Here is a 15,123-nt window from a genome sequence, read left to right as displayed (position 1 = left end):
GACTCCCGGATTCATTCAATTCCCGTTGTAGCTGGCGTGAGGCTTGGAATCACGTACGGTTCCCAATCAGGCAAATTATGAAGCTGGAATCTGATATACCCTCCAGATGAGGGATTGGTCTCGGGCGGTGAGTCAATGGTCGGTCACCATCCTTGGGGTTGTGCTTCTCCTGCTCACGCTCGCCCGAGCCGCGGCAGACACCGATGATCCCCTTATTGACTTCATTGAGGTAGTGCTACCGTTCGTCGTCGGAATCGGACTTATCCTCGGCGGGATATGGCTCGCCAGAACGACTCCAACACCCCGTGTCAGACAGCTTTCGAAGTGGACACTCGGTGGTGGCATCGTCGGCGTAGCTGTCAATCTCTGGTTCGTCTTCATCATCTCGCTGGAACAGGCCCCATCCGGAGAGCCGGTCGTGTTGAATCTCAATGGCGCTGGGATTTTCATGACCGCCGGTGTGCTTCTCGGCTATTATGCAACGGGATTGCAAGCGCGGGAACACCAACTCGAACTCTCAGAAAATCGCTTCCGGGCGCTCACAGAGAACTCGTCGTTCGCAGTCATCTCGATCGATGAGACGAGTACGATTCGGTACGCGAACGATGCGACCGAAGCCCTCTTCGGCTATCCCACAACAGACCTTGTCGGGGAACCGCTGACGAAGCTCATGCCCACTCGGTTCCGTGAGGCGCATCTCAAGGGGCTGTCTCGATACCTCTCAGAAGGTGCCCGAACCGTCGACTGTGACGGCCTCGAATTGGCCGGACTGCGAGCCGACGGCGAAGAATTCCCCGTCGAAATCAGTTTCGGCGAATACGTCGTCGACGACGACCACCTCTTCACGGGCGTCATTCAGGATATTTCCGATCGGAAAGCAGCCGAGCAGCAGCTTCGGGACCATACGTCGAAAGTCACGCAGTTACACGAGGTTGCAACCGAGATCACCAAGGCAGCGTCCAAAGAGCAGGTGTACCAACGCACTGCAGACGGGACCGTTGACGTCTTTCCAGCTGATGTCGCCCGCGTGGCGATCGCGGACGGAGACCAGTTCGTGCCGGCCGCCAGTTCGGACCACGACCTCCACAACCAGTGTCAGCCCGTGTCCGCAACGCTCGGCTACGCGGGGCAGAGCTACCAGTCGGGTGCGGTGCTCCGTCTGGATGACCTGACGGATACGCGCTCGGCAGCACAGTCCCCGCTCCAGGACGGGGGGCCACAGCCGGAGGCGAATCCAGCGGAGCCACGATCGTTGTTGAGTATCCCCCTCGGAGAGTACGGGGTCGTACAAGCGTTTGCTCACGAGCCAGCAGCGTTCTCCGAACGCGATGAACAGGTCGCCGAAATGCTCGCGACACACGTGACGACAGCACTCCAGCGCATCGAGGCCGAGTCGACCATTCGACGCGAACGGGACCGACTCGAAGAGTTCGCCAGCATCCTCTCGCACGATCTCCGAAATCCCTTGAACGTCGCCCAGGGTCGCCTGGAGCTCATACAGATGACTGGCGAACTGGACCACGTCGACGCCATCGACCGCGCCCTCGATCGGATGGAACGACTCATCGAGGATATGTTGACACTTGCTCGCGAAGGCGATGCCGTCGGCGAAACGGAGCCAGTGGCACTGCGTACGGTCGCTACGCAAGCCTGGAACAACGTGGCGACCAACGATGCGGCCCTTGAAGTCGAGGCAACTGTACAGATCGACGCGGATCACAGTCGGTTCATTCAGGTGTTCGAGAATCTGTATCGAAATGCGATCGAACACGGGGGCGATACCGTCACCGTTCGCGTCGGGGCCTTCGATGGGGGGTTCTATATTGAGGATACCGGCCCGGGTATCCCAGAGGACGAACGAGAGGACATCTTCGAGAGTGGGTACACGACCAACCAGGACGGCACCGGGTTCGGGCTCGCGATCGTTAAACGAATCGTCGAGGCCCACGGATGGGAAATCGACGTCACAGCTGGTCGTGATGGCGGTGCCCGCTTCGAAATCTCAGGAATCTAATTCGGCGCGATATCGAGAGCGTGAGGAAGGGATCTGAAAGCCCTCGGCCGCTCGACGTCCCGCGACCGTGCGAGGCACCCATCCGGCGAATTCCCAATATGCTGATTGGATGGCGCCCGCTCCAAGACGTAGTTAGTCGGTTTCTCAACGACTGCCCGCCTCGGAGGAGAGCATGCGGCCGGTCAGGAAATCTGACTTGGGGTATCTTCGTATTCGACGATAAGCTCGACGTCCTCGGCACCAAAGCCATCTCGTTCCTCGGTCAGTTTGTCGAGGGCCGCCTTCACTGGGAAGAAGTCGGGTTTCTCGAGGGCGTCATCAGTTGACCAGGCGTATCGAATCGTCTGTGCGGAGTCGATGAGGAAGACGGCACGTTTCGGGACGCACTCGTGGTTCTCCCACTCATCGTAACACACGTCGTATGCGGAGGCGACACTCCCGTGACTGTCGCTGAGTAGTGGGAATTTCAACCCGTATTCTTCAGCGAACACCTGATGTGCGTACGCGCTATCCCCTGATGCTGCCCACACGTCGAGTTGTGGGGTGAACTGGAACCATTCGGCATCGCGGATCGCGCACAATTCGTTCGTACAGACCGGGCTGAAATCGAAGGGATAGAACAAGAGGAGCACGGCACGACCCTGGTCAGTCGCGTCCGTGAGGTTGAACGTGTCGAACGTGTCGTCAGCGATGCCCGGGAGCGTGAACGTGGGTGCGGAATCTCCTTCAGTAACCATGCTATTTGTTCACTATTGTTTGAGAGTTCAATACTGAAATATTCCGTGGCGGTCTACGTCGAAATACTTGACCGAACTGATCGAGACTTGCGATGGACACTGAGCGCATCTGTGCTGGATATCCCTCATTTAAAACCTCAGCCGTCCAAACCGCCGGACGTTAGGATAGTTCGCTCAGCAACGATTCTAAGGCTCCATCGGCTCTGTTGAAATCCTCAAGGAGTTACAGGAACGTCCGGTAGATTGACCGAATGGAAGCCCTCCCGAAATCGCAATTGCTCCGGTTCGTTGAGCAAGCGATGCACTTGGCACGCCGAGCTGTCGCTCGCTACTCCTCGAAGTTCTCCAAACGGCGGTACACACTCCACCAGCACATCGTTCTCCTCTGTCTCAAAGTGCGGAAGAATACGACGTACCGGACGCTTCTCGACGAACTCATCGAGATGCCCCGCATTCGGAAAGCCATCGATCTTGAGGAACTCCCGTCTCCTTCGACATTGTGTAAGGCGTTTAACCGCCTTGGTATGGCTGTTTGGCGGGTTCTTCTCAATCTCTCAGTCACGCTTCTCCCAACCAACGGTGTCGTCGGGATTGACGTCTCTGGATTCGACCGCAGTCACGCCTCGAAACACTACACGAAACGAACGAAGCTGACGATTCAACAGTTGAAAGTTACACTTCTCGTGGACACGAGAGTGAACGCAATCATCGACTTACACGTGACTACGACCAGAAAGCACGACTCACAGATCGCGCCGTCGCTCATCCAGCGGAATACCGATGAAGTAGCGATTCTCCTCGGTGACAAGGGATACGACGACCAGAAGATTCGCACGTTAGCTCGTGAAGATGGTATTCGTCCGGTCATCAAACATCGAGAATTTTCGCCGCTCCACAAGGCGTGGAACGCTCGGCTAGACGCCGACATCTACGGGCAACAGAGTCAGAACGAGACGGTGAACTCTCGTATTAAACGGAAATATGGCGGATTCGTCCGCTCACGACGTTGGTGGAAGCAGTTTCGTGAACTCGTTGTCGGCTGTCTCACTCATAACATCGACAAGGCGCTCTGAACGTTCAGTATAGAGTCTTTACCGGTTACTGGCCCGTTCACCGGCGTCTTGGATTTTACCGTAGACAGGTGCAAGCACGTAATCCGCGACACCGAGCGCAACAATGAATCCTGCTAGCCGGAGCCCATTGAAGCCGGTGTCGGTTCCTACGTCGATGAGAGCGACCAGTCCAGCCACCCCGATTCCGACCCCAATCCCGACAGTCAACTCCCGGCGATATTCACCCCACCAGACGATGATACCAGCAACCAGAAGCACGATACCACTCACAACCGCATCGACACCAAACGACAGCCCACCAAAGGCCAGCCCACCGAGTACCAGTCCGATCCCGACTCGACGAAGTTGTTCGACCGGATCGAGTTCTTCTTCACTCATACCATACACTTCACCAGATATTCACAAAACACTATGGGTATTATAGAGCTTTTAGCGGTCGATACGCGGTCCTACCTAACAGCTGTTTTAGTGGAAAAGGTGTCGAACCAATAGGATTTCAACAGAGCCGCTGTCGTCTATAATGATCGTAGTGGCCGGACACTAACCAAAGGGACGTTCTGATCACCCTGAAGCACGGTCTTCCACACAAAGATTTTCCTCCGACAACGATTAAGAGCCAATATGACTGACCAACCCGAGACGGCTGAAACTGAACTCAGTGAGGCTGTCGAGGACGCGATTGCCCGAGCAGGCCACTCGCTCCTCTCCACCATCTTCTGGAGCGTCCTTGCGATTTTCACGGTCCTCGTGGGCGCCCAAGCGATCCAGTTCGGAGTGGCCGGTTCCGGACTCGGTGCGCTCGGTCTCATTGTTCTGGGCGCATTCATCAGCCTCTGTAGCCTGTATCTCCTTTATTCGCTCCACTGGACCTCGTGAGGCTGAGTGGACACGTCTCTTTTCGACTGAGTACTACCGGCCCGCCCCGCTCGCCGCTGCCGCCCTCCGCATTGCTCGCGGCCGAACCCCCTATGGAGACACATTAATGAGCCCACCGCCCCTTTGTTCAGGTAGACTCCATGGCTACTGATCGCCGCCGCAACGCCGTCGAGGACAAACAGGAGCTCGCGACCACGATCGGGCTCTATGTCCTCGGCGAGATCTCACTCGGCAAGGCCGCCGAGCGGACCGGCGTGACTCGCTGGGAGATGGAGGAAATTCTCCAAGAAGCCGGTGTTGAGCTGCGACTCGGCCCGCAATCCATAGACGAACTCGAAGACGAAGTCGATGTGGCGCTCGATCTTGAATGAGCGAGCCGTTTTCGCGGCCTGTTGTCCTCGACGCAACAGTACTCAGTAACTACGCGAGCACTGACTCCGTCACCTGGCTCACAACGACGCTTGATACCCTCCAGACAGTTCCCGCTGTCCGGGACGAACTGGAGCAGGGCCGTGAGGTCGGCTATGCGTATCTAGAGCACGCCCTCGATGTTCTTGAGTCGGGACGGATCGAAATTGCTGAGACCGCACCGGAACAACTCCAGCAGGACTATCCGAAGGTACAGACCCGCCTCGATCCCGGCGAAGCCGAAGCCCTGGTGGCTGCGCACACGGCTGACGGGACGCTCGTAACGGATGACGGGCCCGCCCGATCGCTTACAACCGAGTACGACATTGCGCTCACCGGATCGATCGGCTTGCTGGTTCGTGGGGTCGTTCGCGATGAATTGACCGTCGAGACAGCGGATCAATGGCTCACGACGTGGATCGACGAGCAGAATTACTACGCGCCGGTCGACAGCGTGACTGCGGCTTTTCCTGAGGACTTCGAAGAATAGCCAGCCGTCTTCGTGATAGCACAGGAGCGGAGGGCAGTACGGATATGCTGCTTGATCGTGCTGGAACCATCATACGTTTCGGGTAGCCGTAGAGAAGCCCCGAAGTTCCCGCCGAACGTCCTCTGGAAGGACACACAGCGTCTAGCGACAGGTGTGGTCACCTCGAAAGCCCCCGGACGCTCGACGGCCGCGACTCGCTGCGCGCCTCGTTCCTGCGGTGCTTGCGTCGTCGGGGCACGGCGAGCGTCCGGCCCCTTTCAGTCCCGCCCAGGGTTCCTTGTGGAATCAACGCGCTCCATCGGTTGGCTGATGTGGTACTCTACGGCTCGCACCGCTCGCCGCGTTCCGCCCTCCGCGTCGCTCGCGACCGACCATTCCGGGCGGTCTGCCTGCAGTAGCGGGCGGACTGCCGGGCTAAAGTAAATGTGCCCTCGACGCCAGCGCTTCACCCGTTCGGGTCCTGCGGACCTCGGCGAAGCCGACCGCGACGGACGTGGTTGCGTCGCGGCGAACGGGGAATGCGCTGGCCGCTCGCTCCGGGCGGGTCGGCGCGCGGTGCTGGTTGGGGCCACCTCATGCAGGCGCGCTCTCGCTCGCGCCCGGTAGGGCGCTCGCGAAGGCGCGAGCGAGAGCGCGCAGATGGTTCTGTCGATCGTTCTCGTCGGAAAACCGCGATGTAGGAGCATCGCGGTGTCGGCGCGTGAGCGCCTTCGTCGGAAATCACCTTGTGAGTGATTCCAATGTCTAGTAACAACGCAAGCGGAAAGGTCGTTTCGGTGGATGAACAGGCATTCGAGAAAGCGGGCGAGCAGGCGGTCGATGAAGACGGCTTCCCGGTCGTCGACGAGACGCCGGAGTTCGAGGCGACGGTCGAGCAGGAGACGCAGGCGAAGGTGGATGCAAACCACCCGGACGGGATCGCGGACACGAGCGAGGACCGGATTCACGGCGTCACCCTCGAACAGGAGGAGCGCATTCAGGCGCGGGAAGCCGAACTGGAGCGCATCAGTGCCCAGGCCGAACTCGGGACGCAGGACGGTCGGGAGCAGCGCACGCGTGAGGCCGTCAGCGAGCTGTGTAGCCGTGACGAGCCGGCGCCGACGGAGCGCACGGATCCCCGAGAAGAGCTGACGCAAGACGAACTCGCGGCGGTCAACAAGCAGGCGATGCGGATCAGCGACGAAGTGCAGGGCGGCTGGTCGAGAGCGGTCGTCGCAAAGCAGCTGGCCGAGAAGGTGGCGCGCGGGCGGGACGTCACGAAGGCAGTGCTGGAGACCCTCGAGGAACTGAAGGCGGCTCCGGGGGCAATCGTGCCCATCGCGGATGTGCCGGACGTCCCGGTCGGGGAGGTGACGGTCGAAGGAACGATCGAGACGCTCTGGGAGCCTTCCTCAACGAGCATCCAGCAAGTCGGGCTGATAGCGGATGATAGCGGGAAAATCAAGTTCACCTGCTGGGAGAAATCCGGGCAGACGGTGGTGCGTGAAGGTCAGACAGTGCGGTTCCGGGCAGCAGCCAAGAATTGGTACGAAGGTCGGTGCTCAATCGCGCTGACCGGGTGGTCTCGGATCGAGTTCCCAGAGCGCGGTCGGTGGTGGGAAGAATAGCCAGTCGAGGCAACCCTCTTTTTTGCTGTTGCCGGACCGGCCCAAGCCCCGCCGCCCCACCCTCCGCTCCGTGCTCGCTCCCTACGGTCACTGCGCGCGCAGCCACAACCTCGAGAACCGGTTTTTTATCCAGTCCAGAAACCTTGTGAAGGAGTGACCATCCAGGTGACTTGAGTCGGATCTGGAAAGAGAAGACAAGTGTTCGGGGTTTACTTTCTGGCAGCAGATATCGTTCGGTAATATGGAACCATCAGGTATTGTCGACGATTCGTTCCAGAGTCTGTTCGACAAGGTGGCAGAGATAATCCATGAACAGGACGACTTTGAGCGGGCACATAAAACACTGAATGAGCATTTCCGGTACTTGGAGAAGGGAAATAGCCGGGCAGTATATGAAATTCCGTCCAAAGTAGCAGACGGGGTCGACCGCCTCGTAGTAAAGTTCGCTCTCCCTGAATCCGGGAACTCTGGGACGGATGAGGCACTATATCCCCAAGAGTATACGGAGGGCTGGATGTCGAATTGGCACGAGATCATTTTAACCGATTTTGCACCACTGGAGGACGTAATTGTCCCAGTGCTCGATCACCACGAAGACGCGTTATGGACTGTGATGCCGTATGCTGAAACGTTGCCTCAATCTCAGGAGGTGACGCAACGGCTTGGGCCACTAACCGATAAAATCGAGGAGGCGAACGTGGAGTTCGTGAGCCACGGTCGGACGACTGGTCAACCTGAAATATACCAAATCAAGGCGTGGGGGAATTACCAGGATGAGTGCCGGCTCCGAGATTATGGTGGGATCGTGGTCGCTGATGAGGGATTCCTTGAACAGCTCCCATACCCGTTGTCAGAGCCGGATATCTAAATTTCAGCGGGGCCTTGATGGTCCCGTATTTCTAACTGCTTTGTAAGAATGGCTGAGGAAGAGGCTGAGGAACTTAATTTTGACGAGTTCATGGAGTCGATTGAGGAACGGCGAAGGGAGCGCCGGGAGCAAGTTTCCTTCGAGTGGGTGGAATCCATCCGTGAAGCTGGCGAACTCTACCGGGAATTGGAGGATATTGACGCTGTATCTGATGAGCTGAATCGTCCCGAGGAACGCATCAGTGAGGCCGTTACAGTCTATCGATTGATTTTTGAGGAGCCTCCGCAGGAAGTGGCAGTGAAAGCGTCGACGCCTGGCCGAGCGTTTTTCTCGCTTGACCAGGACGTTACTGAAGAGCTGGATGATGACGAGGAAGAGCCAATCGAAGATCTGCTACGGGAGTACGTTGGGGCGATCTACCTAGAGCATAACCTAGACGAAGAGCCAATTGGAGAGCCCCCAGAGGCATCTACCCCACCACCAGCGGTGGACTTTGCAGAGATTGGTGAGCAGATAGCAGATAGCCTCACGTTTCCTACAGAATCGATATTGGCTGCCAGTGCGATCGCGGGGTTCGAAAAGAGTATCTTGGAACCGCTCACCGCGAGTCAGGCGAGTATCCTCGCGAATATCACGGAACCTATTGCCGCTCAGCAAGCGAGTATGATCACGAGCATCGCGGAGCCAATGATTGCTCGGCAGGAGCGTTTGGTTTCGTCTTTAGTCGCTGCCAGTCTACCGGATATGACGAAACAGCTCCAGTTACAGCAGTCCATCGTGAACTCAGCAATCACAGGGGTACTTTCGGATGCGATGGCGGACATTCGGATTCCAGAGCCAATTTTCGCTGATCTTGCTTCAATTCAGCCTGCGATCAATGCCGCTGCTGTCGCCAGGGGAGTCGAAGGTCCTCCCGCCACCGGAACTCCAGCTGTTGCTGAGGCTTCTACGACCACAGTTGAGGCAGAATCATTGGAGACGTCGGTATCGTCAGGTTCGACGACAAGGCCTGCTGATGCGACGATGGATGCCGCGGTGCCGAAGGCAGATGCGTTCTCGACGGAACTGGCGTTCGAGATCCCGGCGATGTTGGTTCAGTCGATCCTGGGCACTGGACCCGCTCGTGCTTGGTTTAACGGGCTGCCCAAAGGTGCACAGCAGTCTGTAATTGGGGGTCTTATGGTTGGTTTGTCCTACTACTTCACCCAGGATTTGACCCTTTCCGGTATCGCAGCTACCGTGATGACTCCTGGTCTTCGCGAGATTTTGACCGATGACTAATGCTGCTTCTCATCAATCGGGTGGAAACGAATTCGCCAGACGTGCCCTGTAGTTGGCGGTGTCGGAGTACAATTACTGAAGCGAAGTCAGGATTCGACAGGCTACACTCCGCTGAGAGAGATAGACGTGATTCGGTTGAGGATCCTCTTGGTGTATTCAATTGGCTCGAAGTCCTCATACTCTTCTTCGGTAAGCACCCGTTCTTCGGGTGTGTCTGCGGAACCACCGGAGCCACCGGTCTTCCGGTGATATATCTTCTTACCAAGGAACACCATCACCGCCTCAATAAGGGTCACCATAGCAACAGCAGTTACTACTGTAATCGCCATTCCTACTGGGTTCGCTGCGGTAAACTGGTCGAGTGTCATACCTGGTGCGATATAGGGATGGACGAACAGTTTGATCGCTCCACCACCGAATAGTGCGAGAAGGGCCCAAACTGACAGCGTTGTTAACTCATCAATGGGCGACTTAGTGAGTGCGATTAGTGCGGCGAACGGTGAGAGGATAGCGAGGAACGCGAGTATCGGGTGGACGGTTCCATTGAGGTTCGCCAAGTAAAGATCGATCCCACCGATGCCTGCAGCACCCACAAGGATGTGGTGACGTCGCTCGAAACCGTATGACCACTTCAGTAATCCACGTATGTCTAGCATGGCCACGAATTCGACTACATTCCACTTCAATGTTCTTCCGTGGAGAATATCGGAAATAGGTCTGACTTCGTTTCAGATTTTCCCACGGCCGATGTGAGGGTTGGTTTCTATCATCCCCTCGATGGGTGAGGGGCTCACTGTACTGGCGAGTTCCCTGAACACGGTGAGAACGATGGCAACCAGAGACATCTACGAAAGCGGATTCGACGAAGACGTCCAAACGGAATCGAGTGCAAACCAATGCCCCGAGTGCGAGGGCCGAGTCACCACGAACGCGGTCGAAACGGTCTGCGAGGACTGTGGCCTGGTCATCGAAGAACAGCGTATCGATCACGGGCCGGAGTGGCGGGCGTACGACGACAAGGAGCGCGAGCGAACGGGCGCCCCACTCACTGCGGCTCGCCACGATCGCGGCCTGTCGACGGAAATCGGTCGCGGCACCGACGCGAACGGGAACGAGATCTCTGGGCAGAAGCGACGGCGACTCGCGCGGATGCGTCGTGAGCAGACCCGTGGCCGCTGGCGGTCGAAAGCGGAACGGAATCTCGCCCACGGCCTGGGCGAAGTGCGTCGGCTGGCGAGCGCGCTCGAGCTCTCCGATTCGGTCCGCGACCAGGCGTGCCAACTCTTCCGGAGCGCCCAGAACGAGGATCTGCTTCGAGGCAGATCCATCGAGGCCATCGCCGCGGCCAGCGTCTACGGGGCCTGCCGGTGCAACGGCCTCTCGCGGTTAGTGGACGATGTCAGCGAGATGGCCCGCGTCGCGGAGTCACGGGTCACGAACGCGTACAAAACGCTGAACGAAGAGCTGGGCCTCCCTGCCGAGCCCGTCTCTCCAAGCATGTTCGTACCACGACTCGCCTCGGACCTCGAGTGTCCGGACGAAATCCGACAGCGGGCCCGAGCCCTCGCGGAACAGGCCGAGGAGCGAGGCGTCACGACGGGCGTTCATCCGGCCGGGTTCGCCGCAGCCTGCCTCTACAAGGCCGGTCGCGAAGGGGGCCGATGGCTGACGCAATCCGAGGCCGCGGACGTGGCGAACGCCTCGAAGGCGACCGTCCGGGCACACCGGGATACGTTGGAGGAACAGGTCGCCTGAGGCAGATCACTGTCTCTCCGTCTGTACTGTACATCGTTCTATCCACGCTACGATTTAAACACGAAGACGAGCCATGTTCTCTGTAGACTACTCTATGAACGGTCGTTACTCCGACTTTGAGGAACTGCGGCCGACCGGGGAGGCGTCCCACATTCCGGACACGAGGCTGGACGAGGGGTGTGAAGGTGACCCCCGACGGCAACGCGTCGCGACGAGCTCTGGTGGCTACCCCGATGCGCCGACGGTAACCGACGGTGAGTGCCGGTCCTGTGGGGCGTCAGTCCCAGACGGCCAGACAAAGTGCCGATTCTGCCTCACCAACCATCTCGGAAGTGATGCCATTAGCACGGACGAGCCAGCGTCGACGACGTTCCTCGGCATCGTCCACCTGATCGTCGAGTCGACCACGTTCTACGGAGCCGTTGCGAAGGGCGGCGCCGCGGCGAACCTCCTCTCTGCCAGCGAGTCGGAGCCAGCCGTCGACGACTACACGCTCATCTACGATCTCGACGAGGCGCCGGCGCGCCAGCTGTCCGAGCAATGGCCCTCACTCCCCGACGCGGTACAGGTGTCGTCAGAGGAGGGAGAGCGGCTTCTCAGTGCCGCCCGTGACCGGGCTGGGTGGCATGGGCAGGGAGCGTCGGAGCGTCAGGAGCAGGCCCCGACGCGGCTCTACGACCAGCGTGGGGAGGGCATCCGCGACGCATCACGGCTCACTGAGGTCCGCGACGACGCCGATGACGCGGTGTGGCTGGTTCCAGCGATGGCACTGACCGAATCCAAAGGCGAGGCTGCGGCTGATCGCCAGGTGTCGTCGGTACCGACGACGCAGAACCTCGACTGTCGAGACTGTGGACGGGCGACCGCCCATCGGTTCAAGACCCACGAGTCGGTCCCGGATGAGGCGTGGTCGGGACAACCGATCTGGGAGTGCCAGGTGTGTGGCGCAGCTCGCTACGGACCCAGTCTCGAGTAGGGGCAGTGCTGGGCGTCGATTAACCAACATCTCTACAGATGGCTCCGGGTTTCGGTGGTTAATACCGTGACCTCCTGCAAGCCCGACGCCAGTCTCGAAGGGGAGTCTATCTGCGCCGGCGAGCGGTGAGGCGCTTCCGATGGAGCAAGAGTTCAAACAGGGCTACCGGATGCATTGCGTGCTCAGTAACCTGAATCGCCTAGATATCGACCGACTGGACGATGCAGATCAGGAACGAGTCGAGAGAGCAAGAGCTCTCCTGGAAGAGGTGAGCCTTCTCACTCGACCAGCCGACGGCGACGGGACAGACGCCCGAGCAGACACGTAACGGCGTCTCCGACCCGGTTACAGAGGGCTGATGAGCCTATTTTGTCGCCCCCCAGAAGGGGTGCGGGGGCTTCCCCGCGAGATCCAGACATGGCGACACTACAAGCTGCGACGACATCGACCGGCGCGATCGTATCGGATCCGCAGGCAGTCCGCGAGCTCTGTGAGTGCTACTGCTTCGGGACGCTCGACTGGGAGGTCACGGAGGAGGGGGAGCTCACTATCTGGGGGTACGACGACTTCGAGGTGTACGAGGCGCGGGAGAACGGCCTCCCGGACTACGAGGGTGGCATCGTAACCCACGAGTTCTTGCGAGAACTCGCCGACCATATCGAAGCCAACGAGGAACTCGATATCCAGACAGCGGGGTTTACCAAGTGCCGCTTCCCCGTCCTGGCCAAGCGGTACGTCGTTCGCGACGGAGAGGTCCTCCACGCGGACCTCACTTGCCTCGAGCCGATCGACGGGTAGTGTTGTTCGTCCCCCCGGAGGGGTGCGGGGCGATCCAGTCGCGGTCGTCCCGCGAGGTGATTGCACGATGGGACATCGCGCACTCGTTGCGTACGAACGCACAGACGGACAATACACGCTCCACTACTCTCATTGGGGCGCTGCGAATCTGAAGCTCAAGCACCGAATCTCTGCTGAGTCGCCATTCGGTGGCGACGACACCGACTCCAAGTGGGCGAAACAGCTGCTGGCTGAACTGGCCGATGGCCTTGAGGCAGATGCCGTCGACGGCTACCTCGCTGGCGAGGATCGGCCGTCGACGGTCGTCGAACCGAAGCCCCGCGCCACCGGGCTCACCCTCGACGAGATCGTCGCGGACCATCTCGACTACCTCCACCACGAGGCGTTCTTCGTGGTGTCGACGACGTTCGAGGTGACCGCCTATCGGACGCTGTGGTTCGGGCTCCAGTACGACTCGGAGACGGTCGAACAGGGAGAGACGGTCGGGAACGGCGCGCTCGCGACGGTGCGCTGGTACGACGGCGAGCCGGTCGGCGACGGCCACCTGCAGGGCCAGTTCGCGGCCCTCAAAGACGTCGTCGGCGACATGCTCGACAAGGGCGTCTTCACGCCGTCGACGGCGAGACAGTACCTGAAACGGAAGCTGGCCGAGCGAGTCGGAGACCGACAGGAGCTGCTCATTCCGACCGGAGAATCACCCTTCGAGAAGGCGAGCCTGAACCACTCCTAGGTCGATCTGCTTCGTGGCAGCTGCTGTTTTTCAGGGGTCGGAATGTGTGAGCCCCGCCATAGGCTCGTGATTCGATGACCTCAGACGACGACCCGTTTCACGACTGCGAGTTGGATCCCGAGGCGATCCTCGGAACACACACCTTCGAAGACGTCCTGTTCACCGACGAGACGGAAACCCCGGTGAACGTGCTCACCGGCGAGACACCGGCCCATTCGCAAGCAACTGTCGAGGAAGCGAAGGAGTTCGCTGCGAGTATCGACACGGCAACGCCCCAGATCGCGCTCCCCGCATCCGTCGAGTCGCAGGTCGAAACACAGAGCAAGCCCTACACGGCGGCCGCGTTCTTCCACTTCAAGGCCACCGGCTCGCTCGCAAGGCACCGCGCCTACCACGCCGCCTACGAGGCGGACGCGTTCGCCGTCGACTTCGAGGCCGACTACGAATCGGGCGACCTGACCATCACTGTCGAACGAGCGGACGAAACCTGAGAATCCCCCGTCACGAGAGTAGTTTTTCGAGCGCCGGCGATGGGTGCCGGCGCAGCTGGAGCGAGCAACGACACCTGGTGCGTCGGCGTTCCGAGGTGTTCAAAATGCACATGGTGATTTACGCACTGGTAGAGGCATCGACGCATGACGACGCCCTGGCCACCGGAAAGACGGTGTTCGACCGCCTGGTCGGCGCGGACCCACACGCCGGCGCGGTCTTCGACTACTACGTCACGTTCGACGAGGAGGACACGTCCGTTGCCGGGCAGGCGCGATGGGGAGAGCTGCCGACTGCCGCCCCGGTCGACTCTGATGACGGCCAGGATCTCCTCGAGCGTGGGTGGGAGGCGACGAAGGAGGAATTCGAGCGTAATCTCGATCGGGTGAAAGAGGCCATCGAGGAGCTCTCCGACGAGGAGATCATGCGCGACGAGGACCTCGCCCGGCACGCCTTCCACCAGGTCGGTGCGTACGACGGTCCGACGATCTTCCTGTACACCGAACACGGAACCGGCATTCGCCACCGTGGACAGTTGGATCGACTCCTCGATGAGAGTGAAGAGCTCTGGATATTGCCCGCTGACGTCCACTTCTGAATAATGCCTCGCATCACCAACTGGCGACGCGAGAGCCGCTCGCCGACACTCGCGTATCGGAACACCGAGACCGGTGCCCGAGCCGTCCTGCATCGAGCGCTGGGCTCCTACCGCTACAAGTGGCGTGGCACTATCCTCGTCGACGGCTACCCGGTGTGGTCGCGAGGATACGAGACGAAGGAGGGGAAATCGTTCCGGGACGAACTCCGGAAGCGGCCTACACCCGAACTGAGTTGTCCCGAGTGCCCGAACGACGACGTCCTCGTCGGTGAGAAGTCAGCAGATGGGGCGAAGGTCCAGCGCTGGTTCGACTGTCCGGACTGTGGGTACGAAGCATCATCACGCATCGTCTACGGCGCCGAGCGGTAACTGAACGGACGTCCGCCTCGCTGTTTTTCGTCCGGGCAAGAGGGGTGGCCCGGT

The 15,123-nt window shown here is 59.6% G+C and carries 19 protein-coding genes; 16 read left to right on the top strand and 3 right to left on the bottom strand.

The window, feature by feature from the left end; genetic code table 11:
* Window positions 1-127 precede the first annotated feature (127 nt).
* Window positions 128-2,014, top strand: coding sequence for a PAS domain S-box protein (locus GRX01_RS16960; protein WP_159670465.1), 1,887 nt, complete (start codon window positions 128-130; stop codon window positions 2,012-2,014).
* A gap of 182 nt (window positions 2,015-2,196) precedes the next feature.
* On the opposite strand, the gene GRX01_RS16955 is transcribed toward GRX01_RS16960, so the two are convergent.
* Window positions 2,197-2,751 carry a redoxin domain-containing protein gene (locus GRX01_RS16955; protein WP_159670462.1) on the bottom strand — a complete coding sequence of 185 codons (555 nt, stop codon included), beginning with the start codon at window positions 2,749-2,751 and terminating at the stop codon, window positions 2,197-2,199.
* A gap of 251 nt (window positions 2,752-3,002) precedes the next feature.
* Here GRX01_RS16955 and GRX01_RS16950 point away from each other — a divergent pair, with 251 nt between their 5' ends.
* The gene (locus GRX01_RS16950) at window positions 3,003-3,824 is read left to right on the top strand and encodes an IS5 family transposase (protein WP_159670459.1); all 822 of its coding nucleotides are present in this window, start codon (window positions 3,003-3,005) and stop codon (window positions 3,822-3,824) included.
* A gap of 18 nt (window positions 3,825-3,842) precedes the next feature.
* Here the strand turns inward: GRX01_RS16950 and GRX01_RS16945 are convergent, their stop codons facing one another.
* Complete coding sequence (locus GRX01_RS16945) at window positions 3,843-4,202, bottom strand: hypothetical protein (protein WP_159670456.1); 360 nt, start codon at window positions 4,200-4,202, stop codon at window positions 3,843-3,845.
* A gap of 243 nt (window positions 4,203-4,445) precedes the next feature.
* On the opposite strand from GRX01_RS16945, the gene GRX01_RS16940 reads away from it, so the two are divergent.
* From GRX01_RS16940 to GRX01_RS16910, 6 genes are all read left to right on the top strand, one after another.
* Window positions 4,446-4,700, top strand: coding sequence for a hypothetical protein (locus GRX01_RS16940; protein WP_159670453.1), 255 nt, complete (start codon window positions 4,446-4,448; stop codon window positions 4,698-4,700).
* Window positions 4,701-4,840: 140 nt separating this feature from the next.
* Window positions 4,841-5,071, top strand: coding sequence for a UPF0175 family protein (locus GRX01_RS16935; RefSeq protein ID WP_159670450.1), 231 nt, complete (start codon window positions 4,841-4,843; stop codon window positions 5,069-5,071).
* Window positions 5,068-5,598, top strand: a complete 531-nt coding sequence (locus GRX01_RS16930; protein WP_159670446.1) for a hypothetical protein — start codon at window positions 5,068-5,070, stop codon at window positions 5,596-5,598. The genes GRX01_RS16935 and GRX01_RS16930 overlap by 4 nt, the downstream gene beginning before the upstream one ends.
* 740 nt (window positions 5,599-6,338) lie before the next feature.
* A complete protein-coding gene (locus tag GRX01_RS16920; RefSeq protein WP_159670443.1) occupies window positions 6,339-7,205 on the top strand; it encodes a DNA-binding protein in 867 nt (288 codons plus the stop codon).
* A gap of 241 nt (window positions 7,206-7,446) precedes the next feature.
* Window positions 7,447-8,073 (top strand): hypothetical protein, encoded by a 627-nt coding sequence (locus tag GRX01_RS16915; RefSeq protein ID WP_159670440.1) that lies wholly within the window; start codon window positions 7,447-7,449, stop codon window positions 8,071-8,073.
* 48 nt (window positions 8,074-8,121) lie between these two features.
* Window positions 8,122-9,354, top strand: coding sequence for a hypothetical protein (locus GRX01_RS16910; protein WP_159670437.1), 1,233 nt, complete (start codon window positions 8,122-8,124; stop codon window positions 9,352-9,354).
* Window positions 9,355-9,455: 101 nt separating this feature from the next.
* On the opposite strand, the gene GRX01_RS16905 is transcribed toward GRX01_RS16910, so the two are convergent.
* Complete coding sequence (locus tag GRX01_RS16905) at window positions 9,456-10,010, bottom strand: hypothetical protein (protein ID WP_159670434.1); 555 nt, start codon at window positions 10,008-10,010, stop codon at window positions 9,456-9,458.
* Window positions 10,011-10,182: 172 nt separating this feature from the next.
* Here GRX01_RS16905 and GRX01_RS16900 point away from each other — a divergent pair, with 172 nt between their 5' ends.
* The 8 genes from GRX01_RS16900 (at window position 10,183) to GRX01_RS16865 (ending at window position 15,069) form a co-directional block, all read left to right on the top strand.
* Entirely contained in the window at window positions 10,183-11,109 is a 927-nt protein-coding gene (locus GRX01_RS16900) for a transcription initiation factor IIB (RefSeq protein WP_159670620.1), read from the top strand.
* Window positions 11,110-11,203: 94 nt separating this feature from the next.
* Window positions 11,204-12,085, top strand: coding sequence for a biosurfactant protein 1 (locus GRX01_RS16895; protein ID WP_201289628.1), 882 nt, complete (start codon window positions 11,204-11,206; stop codon window positions 12,083-12,085).
* A 139-nt stretch (window positions 12,086-12,224) separates the two neighbouring features.
* Window positions 12,225-12,413 carry a hypothetical protein gene (locus tag GRX01_RS19250; protein ID WP_049933880.1) on the top strand — a complete coding sequence of 63 codons (189 nt, stop codon included), beginning with the start codon at window positions 12,225-12,227 and terminating at the stop codon, window positions 12,411-12,413.
* An 89-nt stretch (window positions 12,414-12,502) separates the two neighbouring features.
* A complete protein-coding gene (locus GRX01_RS16885; RefSeq protein WP_159670429.1) occupies window positions 12,503-12,883 on the top strand; it encodes a hypothetical protein in 381 nt (126 codons plus the stop codon).
* Window positions 12,884-12,950: 67 nt separating this feature from the next.
* A complete protein-coding gene (locus tag GRX01_RS16880; RefSeq protein WP_092907631.1) occupies window positions 12,951-13,613 on the top strand; it encodes a DUF6735 family protein in 663 nt (220 codons plus the stop codon).
* 74 nt (window positions 13,614-13,687) lie between these two features.
* On the top strand, window positions 13,688-14,104 hold the full coding sequence (locus GRX01_RS16875; protein WP_159670426.1) for a hypothetical protein: 417 nt from the start codon (window positions 13,688-13,690) through the stop codon (window positions 14,102-14,104).
* 104 nt (window positions 14,105-14,208) lie between these two features.
* Window positions 14,209-14,700, top strand: coding sequence for a hypothetical protein (locus tag GRX01_RS16870; protein WP_159670617.1), 492 nt, complete (start codon window positions 14,209-14,211; stop codon window positions 14,698-14,700).
* Between the two features lie 3 nt (window positions 14,701-14,703).
* Complete coding sequence (locus tag GRX01_RS16865) at window positions 14,704-15,069, top strand: DUF7568 family protein (RefSeq protein WP_159670423.1); 366 nt, start codon at window positions 14,704-14,706, stop codon at window positions 15,067-15,069.
* Window positions 15,070-15,123 lie beyond the last annotated feature (54 nt).

Origin of the sequence: Halobaculum saliterrae (assembly GCF_009831625.1) — an archaeon.
Lineage (GTDB): Archaea > Halobacteriota > Halobacteria > Halobacteriales > Haloferacaceae > Halobaculum > Halobaculum saliterrae.
This window is presented reverse-complemented; position numbering and strand designations above follow the sequence as displayed.